The sequence below is a fragment of the Faecalicatena contorta genome (assembly GCF_021531995.1).
Classification (GTDB): domain Bacteria; phylum Bacillota; class Clostridia; order Lachnospirales; family Lachnospiraceae; genus Dorea_A; species Dorea_A contorta_A.
On the sequence record NZ_JAFBIZ010000113.1, the window covers coordinates 1 to 10,009 of the forward strand.

General features: G+C 46.9%; 8 protein-coding genes and 1 pseudogene. All 9 read left to right on the plus strand.

What is annotated here, in order from left to right:
* The first annotated feature begins 245 nt into the window (after nt 1-245).
* Nucleotides 246-611: a hypothetical protein gene (locus tag JQM82_RS12805; RefSeq protein ID WP_235250752.1), complete on the plus strand. Its 366-nt coding sequence runs from the start codon at nt 246-248 to the stop codon at nt 609-611.
* Nucleotides 612-821: 210 nt separating this feature from the next.
* Nucleotides 822-3,215 carry a tetratricopeptide repeat protein gene (locus JQM82_RS12810; RefSeq protein ID WP_235250753.1) on the plus strand — a complete coding sequence of 798 codons (2,394 nt, stop codon included), beginning with the start codon at nt 822-824 and terminating at the stop codon, nt 3,213-3,215.
* Nucleotides 3,216-3,494: 279 nt separating this feature from the next.
* A complete protein-coding gene (locus JQM82_RS12815) occupies nt 3,495-4,499 on the plus strand; it encodes a hypothetical protein (protein ID WP_235250760.1) in 1,005 nt (334 codons plus the stop codon).
* Nucleotides 4,500-4,558: 59 nt separating this feature from the next.
* The gene (lepB, locus tag JQM82_RS12820) at nt 4,559-5,143 is read left to right on the plus strand and encodes a signal peptidase I (protein ID WP_235250755.1); all 585 of its coding nucleotides are present in this window, start codon (nt 4,559-4,561) and stop codon (nt 5,141-5,143) included.
* A 15-nt stretch (nt 5,144-5,158) separates the two neighbouring features.
* Entirely contained in the window at nt 5,159-6,022 is an 864-nt protein-coding gene (locus JQM82_RS12825; protein ID WP_235250756.1) for a metallophosphoesterase, read from the plus strand.
* Between the two features lie 128 nt (nt 6,023-6,150).
* Nucleotides 6,151-6,444 carry a PqqD family protein gene (locus JQM82_RS12830; protein ID WP_235250757.1) on the plus strand — a complete coding sequence of 98 codons (294 nt, stop codon included), beginning with the start codon at nt 6,151-6,153 and terminating at the stop codon, nt 6,442-6,444.
* Complete coding sequence (locus JQM82_RS12835) at nt 6,425-8,944, plus strand: helix-turn-helix transcriptional regulator (RefSeq protein WP_235250758.1); 2,520 nt, start codon at nt 6,425-6,427, stop codon at nt 8,942-8,944. Before JQM82_RS12830 ends, JQM82_RS12835 begins: the two co-directional genes overlap by 20 nt.
* Nucleotides 8,937-9,101 carry a hypothetical protein gene (locus tag JQM82_RS12840; RefSeq protein WP_235250759.1) on the plus strand — a complete coding sequence of 55 codons (165 nt, stop codon included), beginning with the start codon at nt 8,937-8,939 and terminating at the stop codon, nt 9,099-9,101. The genes JQM82_RS12835 and JQM82_RS12840 overlap by 8 nt, the downstream gene beginning before the upstream one ends.
* Nucleotides 9,102-9,519: 418 nt before the next feature.
* Nucleotides 9,520-10,009, plus strand: a pseudogene (locus JQM82_RS12845) (transposase); the annotation flags it as partial.

The window sequence follows — 10,009 nt, forward strand, 5'->3', positions numbered from 1 at the left end:
ATTAGCCCCATGGAACCAGGAGGTTATCAATACCTGTAAAAATAAAATAAAGTAAAATGCTTGCATCCAGATCAGACTAGCATCTGGATGTTATTTTTTATCTAGCGTACTGAGATTAGGCGCTTACAAAACATGCTTCAATGGGAAGTAAAAGAGCGTCCGTTACATTGCGGTTATCTGGATTCTGAAGGAAAAGTCAAAAAAGAAGGAATCGGAGATTATCTTCTCTTTGCATTGCGTATCGCATGATTTCCAGACTGACATACTGTGCCAATCCATACAAAGAGCATGATGACTTTTGTTGGGGAATCCTGAAAGATCTTAAGGAAAATTATGGGGCTGATTCATGTGTAGAGAATACCATTCAGCTCTTATACAACCCGGATATGGAATTTCCGTTTTATTGTCCACAGGAGAGAAAGGGTTATGATGAATTCTTGGAACACAGTATTCGGGAGCCGGAAGTTCCGTTTACGATTTTTCCTACGTATGAATCAGTTCATTATAAGGGTGATTTTGATTTTGTGGTAATGGCGCAGTCTCCAAATTATACTCCGGCAAGCGCAGACTTCATCATGGATGTGGTGCGGGATTATATAATTGAAATATAAAGATACTGCGTAGGAATCATTTTCCCATACGGGAGGGTATGATCATCTGGCGGAGGTAGATGAGTACGGAAATGTTACAGCGCCTCCTGTATACTGGGAGGCGATCTATCAGATCACGGATGCCATGAGAGCACGCGGTGAGAAAGGTACATAGGGCGGAGACAGGGCTTCGGCTTATGAATGTAGTGATAGATGAATCAGGGGAATGATATGATAGGAAGGAAAGTGGCAAAAACGGTGTTGGATGTGAATACCATGCTTGGCCTCTTGTCTTCGGTTGTCACAATCGAGGAGGCTGCCAGGGGGTGGTTTGGCGCTGCCCGACGAAGATTTAAAAAGAAAGAATTTGATCTGAATACATACCAGACGGAGGATCCGCTGCTTCAGGCGCAGCTGGATGCATTTAAGTCTGCTCTTTTGGAAACGGGAAGACCGGAGATATTTTCAAGGGAGCAGATTGAATTATATAAAGGGGAGTTTTATAAGGACATCGGATGCCGTTATCTGGAACGAAAGGAACTGGGAAAGGTCATAGATGACATTTTCGCGGATCTGAATCAATATATCAGAAGTCAGATGTCAGTGGGAGAAACGGTTCTGTGGAAGCAGGGTGAGAGGACTCAGCAGATGATCCGGGAGGTGGAACAGAAGGTTGCGGATCATCCGTCGAAGGATGTGGAGGTCTGCCGATTACTGACGGCTGCTCCGCCGAAGGTTCCGGCTGCATATGCATACCGGGAGCAGATGCTGGAAGAACTCGTGGATCTGGCGGGACGATATGAGGATCTGGCGATCTGGGGCATTGGTGGAATCGGGAAGACGACGGTGGCAAGAGATCTGTTTTGCCGGATGGAAGAGTCGGACGATTATCTGGCGTGGCTGGAGTATAGCGGAAATCTGAAGAAGGATATCATTTTCGCCGGAGTGGCGGATGCGATTCAGAAAGGGCAGGAAGAGATGGAGGTATTTCTTCTAAGACACCGGGGACATGTTCTGTTCTTTGTGGATAATGCCGATGAAAGACTGTTTCAGGATCCGTATTTCCGGGAGCTGGATGGAACGGTTCGCTTTATTGTTACGACCAGACGAAATGACATTCCGGACATGTTTTATTCTTATGAAGTTCCGGCTCTGTCGGAAGATCATGCGTGTGAATTGTTCTGGAGATATTATGGGGCAAGAGATGCGAAAGCCGAAGTCGTGGTCAGGAAGTTTTTGAGGAAAATGCAGTGTCATACTCTGATGATAGAGATGGCGGCAAAGACGGCGCGCTGGGCGGAGTGTCCGCTGGAGGAATATCTTCACAGTGTTTTGGATCAGGGGTATGAGACATCGGCCGATACGATCGCGACATCACATGATACAGAAGAAGATACGATTGCAAGGCATCTGATCCACCTCTATTACATGCAGAAACTGTCGGAGACGGAGACTTATATTCTGAAGAATTTTGCGGTTGCGCCGGAGGAAGTGCTGCCGTATGCTTTCCGGAGATGGATTGCCGGGGAGCATGCGCAGGAAGACGCGCTGAAACCGGAGTTTCGGAATCTGTGTAAGCGGGGATGGATTGCAAAGGTCAGTACCGGATACGAGATGCATCCGGTTGTCCGGGAGGCCATACTGCTGCAGGACAAGCCTGCATTTGAGGATGTGCATGCGTTGATCTGGCATATATTGGATGATGAGGAAGCTTTTTTTGATGAAAGTCTGGATTATGAGACTGTCTGCGGCAGGATCCGGCTGGTGGACTCGCTGGTCAGACATTTTCCGCCGAAGGAGCAGGAAGCGATGCAGACAGTAATGACCGTACTCGTTGTGGCATGTAAGAATTACTGTATGTTTGATAAGGCGATCAGTTACGCGGATCTGGATCTGGAACTGAATCTGGAGAACTATGGTGTCTGTCATCCATATACGGAAGAATCACTGTACAATAAGGCTCTTGTGCTGGAGGCCATGCAGCAGTACCGGGAGGCGATTGTCTGGTGTGAGATCCTGCTGAAAGTGACGAAAGTATTGTGGAAGGATGAGAATCATAAGCATTATTTCTTGGCATATCGGCTATATGGAACGCTGCTTGCAAAAAGCAGGCGGTACAGAGAGGCGATTGAGACTTTTGATTGGGCTTTGAAGATTAAAAATGAAGTGATCACGGAGCAAGACCGGCTGGTGATTGAGTTTAATAAGATCAGTGTCTGGATGGAAATGCAGCAGTATCGGCTGGCTGAGCGGTTATTGGCAGAGCGGGAAGAGGACTTCTATCGGGTATTCGGGGAAGATCACATTTACACTGCTACTTTGTATCAGAACAAAGCCAATCTCTATGCAAATAAATATGATTTTGAGCATGCGCTGGAATATGACCGTAAGGCGCTGGACATCCGGAGGAAAAAGCTAAAGGACGACCATGTCGATACGGCCCAGTCTTATTATGCGGTTGCGGAGGACCGATCCATCCTGGGCGTGGACATCGGGGAGGATCTGGATGAGGTGATCGATTACGCGCAGAAGGCGTACCGGACGTGGGAGAAACTGCTGGGAGAAGATGATAAGTACACACGTATGGCGCTGCGGCTGCTTCGGAAGCTGCAGAATCCGGAGTAGTATGAAGAAAGGGGTTGCATGATTTTTATTCCTGTGTTAAAATAACTTCACTTACAGATAATCATATCTGTATCTATCGGAACTGGATCTGACAGTTCCAGTATTTCAAAACAGCCGGATGGCTGTCAGCGAGAATGATCTCTCGGAAATTCATGATAAGTGATGCAGGATAATTTAAAAGTGAAGTTTTACACGGACGGCCTTGAAGAAAAGAAATATTTCGCTTATACTAAAGTTAAGTATACGCTCTGCGGGCGATATGCAGGGAATCTGTTCCGTATGAAACGGAAAGGAGATTCTATGGCGAAAGAGAACCGACAGGTGAAAAATAGTGTGTTGGTGGATTTGTTCTACGAAGATGAGTCTGCAGAAGACAATGATCGTATGTTGTACAATGCGTTGCATGAGGAACCGTTGCCGGAAGGAACAGAGATTCAGAAGATCCGGGTGGATAACGTGTTGTATATGAACTTTAAAAATGATTTTTCTTTCGGTGCGGGAGGAAAAGTGCTGGTTCTGGGAGAGCATCAGTCAACGATCAATAAAAATATGCCACTTCGCAATCTGATGTATACCGGCAGGGCATATGAGCAGCTGGTTCCGGTAAAGAAGCGGTATAAGCGGGAGATTGTGAAGCTTCCCAAACCGGAGTTCTATACTTTTTATAATGGAAAGGCACCGATGGAAAAAGAAAAGATCCTGAAATTATCTGACGCATATGAAGTTCAGGATGATGATCCGATGCTGGAACTTCAGGTGAAGGTAATCAATATTAATCCGGATGCCGGACATGAGGTGCTGGAAAAGTGCCCGATCCTGAAAGAGTATGGTCAGTTTATTGATACGATCCGGAAGTATCAGGATGAGGGGGACGAAGATGCATACGAACATGCAATCAAAGAATGCATTCGACAGGGGATACTTGCAGACTATCTGACAAAGAGGGGAAGCGAGGTAGTAAATATGCTGGTAGCGGAATATGATTACGAAATGGATATAGAAGTGCAGAGGGAGGAAGCTTTTGAAGAAGGAGAGAGGCTGGGCCGTATGGAAGGAGAAAGGCTGGGCCGCATAGAAGGAGAGAGGCTAGGCTGTGATAAGGGAGAGTTGTTAAAGATAATTGAACTTGTGGTCAGGAGATTAAGAAAAGGGGATACCGCAGAGCAGACGGCTGAACTTCTGGAGGAACCGCTGGATGTGATTCGAAAGATACACGAAGCGGCCGGGGAATTTGCGCCGGAATACGATGTGCAGAGTATCTACAGAAAATATATCGGTGATTGAAAAAACGGCAGATTTACGGTAGAATGAATGGAGATTCTTTCGGAAAGAAGTGTATGATCATGAAGGAAAAAAAGACTCCTCCGATTCCGAATGTAGCAGAACTGGAATCGGAATTAAAGCGTGAAAAGTATAAAAATCGATACTGGACAGTATTTCGGAGCACGATATACATATTAATCACGGTGGCAGCCGTGGCTGTTCTTGTGGCGACCTTATGGCTTCCGGTTCTTCAGATCTATGGCAGTTCCATGACTCCGACTCTGGAGGAAGGGGATATCGTGGTATCCATCAAGAGTAAAACGTATGAAACCGGAGATATCGTGGCATTTTATTATAATAATAAGATCCTGATCAAGCGCGTGATTGCAGGCTCCGGGGACTGGGTGGATCTGGATGAGGACGGAACGGTATATGTCAACGGAGAAAAGCTGGGTGAGCCTTATGTGAAGGATAAGGCTTTTGGAGAATGTGATCTGGAGCTTCCTTATCAGGTTCCGGAGTCCAGGATCTTTGTCATGGGAGATCACCGAAGTGTTTCTGTGGATTCCAGAAGTAAAGCGGTAGGATGTGTGGCAGAAGAACAGATTGTAGGAAAGCTGGTATGCCGTATCTGGCCACTGACAGGTCTTCAGACAATGTATTAGAGGAGTGAAGAAGACATGAAACACAGGAAACGGAGAATGCTGTTGATTGTGGCAGGAGTGCTGGTACTGGGCCTGATGCTCAGTATCTATATGTCTGCAAATTGTCTCACTGTGAACACATATACCTGGAAGACGGAAAAAATCTCCGGTAAAGTGAAGCTTGTGGTGTTATCAGATCTGCATGACCATGAATTCGGGAAGGATAATAAGCGGCTGATTGCAAAAGTGGAGGAGCAGCAGCCGGATCTGATCCTGCTGGACGGAGATATGCTGAATGAAGATTCTGAAGATGCTCATGTTCCGGTAACGCTGGTGCGTGAGCTTGTGAAGATAGCCCCGGTCTATTATGCGAAGGGAAACCATGAGGAGACGTATATGCAGGCGGGGCATGAGGAACTGATCAGGGAGCTTCAGGATGCCGGAGCTGTATATCTGGATCAGGAGTATGTGGATGTACAGGTCCATGGTGAGACGATCCGCATCGGAGGTCTGTATGCATATGCATTTGGCCTGGATGGAAATGATTCTGCAGAGGCAGTCGATCCTGAGATCCGGGAGTTTCTGGAAGCGTATCAGGATACGGATCACCTGTGCGTGATGCTTTCCCACCGGCCGGACAGCTTTATTTTTGGAGATGCGTCTTCTGTGTGGAAGGTAGATCTGGTGATCAGTGGACACAATCATGGGGGCCAGGTGGTACTTCCGGTTTTGGGCGGGGTCTTTGGCGGAGACCAGGGATATTTTCCAAAGTATATCCATGGAATGTATCAGAAAGATCAGATGCAGATATTCGCTACCAGTGGACTTGGAAGCCACAGCGAAAAGTTGCCTCGAATCAATAACATTCCGGAAATTGCCGTGATCGAGCTGCAGAACTGATAAATATGCACTAACTGCAGTTTAATGCCATTACTTGCATATGTGTAAGGATTGAAATTGCCTACTTCATAGGATATAATAATATGAGCAGGAGGGATATGCAAAGAATGGCATAGAGGGAAGTAGACATGAGGATAAAGAAAGAATTTGTGCTTCGCGAAATTGCCGGTGATTACGTAATTATACCAACCGGTAAGACGGTACTGGAATTTAACGGTCTGATCACGGTCAATGAAGTGGGTGTTTCTATCTGGAAGATGTTACAGGAAGAAGTTACATTTGATCAGATTGTACAGAACATTCTGGAAGAATACGATGTAGAAGAAAGTGTTGCAAGGGAAGATATCCGGGAATTTCTGGATACATTGATAACCGGAGGTATATTAACAGGGGATCCGGAAGATGGAGAAGAACAGGAATAAGAATAAGAAAGAGATATCTGCAGGAAAAGAATTATTGTATATCGATAAGACAGAAGCGTTGGAGAAGGGAATAGCATTATTCCCTTCTATTTATATTGAGGGAGCGGCAGCCACAGGAAAAACCTGTGCAATGAAAATGCTGAGGCGAAAGCATCCGGAAGTGGAGATACAGGCACTGGATCTTCAGGATGAGGTGAGCGCAATGAAGCGGTTTGACTGGATTCTAAGAGAATGGGATTCCTTCGTCGGAGCAAAGTGGTTGATGATTGACGGGCTGGATGCATCTGTTTCAAAAGTCTGCGTGGAGAAGATTGCGGACTATATCCGTACCATGCCGCCGGAATGTAAAGTGATCGTTGCGGGCAGAGACTGGCCGGAAGAGGCATTTCTGGATCTGCTGTGGAAGAGACAGATGCAGATCGTTCCGCAGAAAACCCTGCAGTTTACAGAGAAAGAGATCGGTGATCTGGTGCAATATTATCACAGCAGTCTGAATCCGAAAGACATTTATCAGAGAACCGGAGGCTGGGCCGGCTGTGCAGATATGCTGATTCGTCTGTCTGTCTGTGAAGGGGCGGAGCAATCCGGTTCTGTGGAAGCGTGGATGGAATCCTATGAGATCCGGACTTATGTGAAGCGGCAGATTCTGGATCCATTGTCTGCGGAAGAACGGGAAATGATGCAGCGCGCGATCTTATGTCCCTGGTTCACGGAGGAGCTGTGCAGCGAAGTGTGGCAGGCAAGGAAGATATCTGGGATTCTGGAAAGACTTGGAAGGAAGGGGCTGCTGGTGCATGATGAGCAGAAGAACCGGTGGAAGGCAGCACTCATATTGCAGGAGAATTACAGGATAAAAGCATCGGTATTGCAGGAGAATCACAAGATGGAAATGCCGATATTGCAGGCACATCATGTCCGGTATGCGGATCCGGATCTCTGGAAACAGCTTGGAAGCTGGTATGAAAAGCACGGCAATCTCAAAGAAGCGCTCCAGTGCCTGAAGAAGTCGAAAGAGAAAGCAGCCTATCGAAGCTGTATGCTCAGACATTATTCAGAGGTTCCGTTACTGGGAATCTCGTATGCCGAAGTTATGAACTGGAAAGGAAATGAACCGGAGCTCTGCTATCTGAGAGGAATCTACCGTTATACAAGGCAGCAGATGGATGGACTTAAGGCGGAGATTCAGAATCTGAATGCGGCGCCGGAAGATGAAAGCAGGAAACGGGAGATCTATCTGAATCTGACGTATCGGCAGCCGGATCTGGATCTGGACAGCTGGCTTGCGCTTCTGGAAACATACACGAAAGACAAAGAACGGATACAATTATATGATATACAGGGATATTCTTATTCCTGCCTCTGCGGACTGCGTGATCTGTCCGGATTATTTGCCTGTTCAAAAAAAGAAGAAAACAGGAAAGCCAGACTGTGGAGAGAACACCTTGGAAAGGAATCAAGGCTCAGTTACCGGCTTGCAAGGATGGAATACTATCTGGAGACAGAACGGAAAGATGTGATATCGTTAGATGACCGGAAACTGCTTTTGGAAGATTGCGAAAATAATCCGGGGGACAGGCCGGAAAGGAAGCCAATCATCTGGCAGCAGCGTCTGGCAAGACTGTATCTGCTTTGCAGGCTGCAGCAGGTGATGCCGGAAGAAGAGCACAGCAGCTCCATTCACAGCCTGGCGTTGTCCCTGCAGCAGGAGGAGCACTCGGTATGCAAAAGGATAACAGATGCCGTACTCTGTCTGTATGCACCGGCAGACAACCGGAGAGAACGTCTGGCAAAGTGGCTGGTCAGTGCAGAGCAGAGCGCGGGAACTCTGGCGGATGAAGCATATTATACGGTATTGTGTTGCCGGGCCAAAGGCTGCCTGCAGATGAACCAGTATAAACGCGCAGAAAAGATCCTGCATTATCTGATCCCCTATCTGAAGCTGTACAGATGCCATAAATATCTGTCAGAAGCCCTGTTTCAGCAGGCAGTAATCCACTGGGCGGAAAAGAGAAAGGGACAGGCATTGAAGGATACGATTGAATCCTTTGTGGTAAACGGAACTTCTCGTTACGTCGGATTTTATTCCGAGTATGACAGGACAGGAAAAGAAGTGCTGGAGGAATATGTAGATTGGCTCGGTAAAAATACACCCGGCGGATGGCACAGGAAGAAAAAGTACAATTACGGCAATGTCCTTCGCATGCCGGAAGCAGACTATATGGGAGTTGTCCTGCGATGCGCAAAGCGCCGCATGCGCGCAGACAGCTCGGGCACGGAAGTGGGCGCAGGAGAGACTTCGGGAGAACAGCTGACCATGATGGAAACGATCATACTGCAGGATATCAACCGGGGGCTTACCAATTCGCAGATCTGCGAGGAGCTGAACCTGAAGCTCCCCACCGTAAAAACACACATTTACAATTTGTATAAAAAACTGGGCGTGAACAATCGCGTTCAGGCAATCCGGAAAGGAAAAGAAGAAGGAATCCTCGATGAATGATGGAGAAAAGCCGTCGCTCATCGGGGATGTACTTTTTAAAGGTCGGAAACCAGGCGGCATCAGAGGGAGAAGGATAGAAAGAAGCGAAGCCACTGGGGGAGTTGGGAAGAAAAAAAGCGAGGCCACTGGGGGAGAAAGGCGTATAGAAAATATGTAGTCTGTCATGCCCGTTTTTTTTAAATTTTTCCTTGAAATGAGATGGTTTTTGCCTGAAAGGAGGGCGGTAGAAAGGAAAGATTGCATATATGCCCAAATATATCCCAGATGAGTAGAAAGAGTGGGGATGACAGTATATTTTTTACATCTACGCCCACCGCGTGATTTTCAAGCGGCCCCTATAAACAGGACCCGGGAAACTTCCGCTTATATTCTGAAGGATGATATTGCATCTGATATAAGAGGTATGCTATACTACATCCACATCTTGGATCCAGATGAAGTCCGATCCGGATATTTCTGACACATCTGGACAATCGCTGTTGAAGCGATTCATAAATTCAATGGCAGTTTCGCCAATTAATCCAATTTAGATAAGAAAAAGAATGAAAAACAGAATACAAAAAGGAGGTAACAGCATGGGTACGGGAAATGCTGCGGTCAGGCAGTGGATGAGCAATCCGGAGCGGTTTGCGGATTTGTTTAACGGAATGGTATTTGAGGGAGAGCAGGTGATCCGGCCGGAAGAATTGGAACCGGCGGACGGAGAGACGGATCTCCTGCTGGAAGATAAGAATGGAAAACTACAGGAAGTACACAGGTACCGGGATCTGGTAATGAGGTGGAAACGGGGAGGTCTGTTGGTCCTCCTGGCATGCGAGAATCAGGCAAAGGTACATTATGCCATGTCCGTCCGAAATATGTTATATGACAGTCTGTCCTATGTCGGGCAGATCCGGCAGTCGTGGAAGGGAAGGAAAAAGGAACCTGAAGTCGGAACACTCTCTTCTGCAGAATTCTTATCGAAATGTCATAAGGACGATAAACTGATGCCGGTCATCACACTGGTCTTTTATTACGATGATAAGCCCTGGGACGGAAGTACGGATCTGTACGGAATGCTGCAGT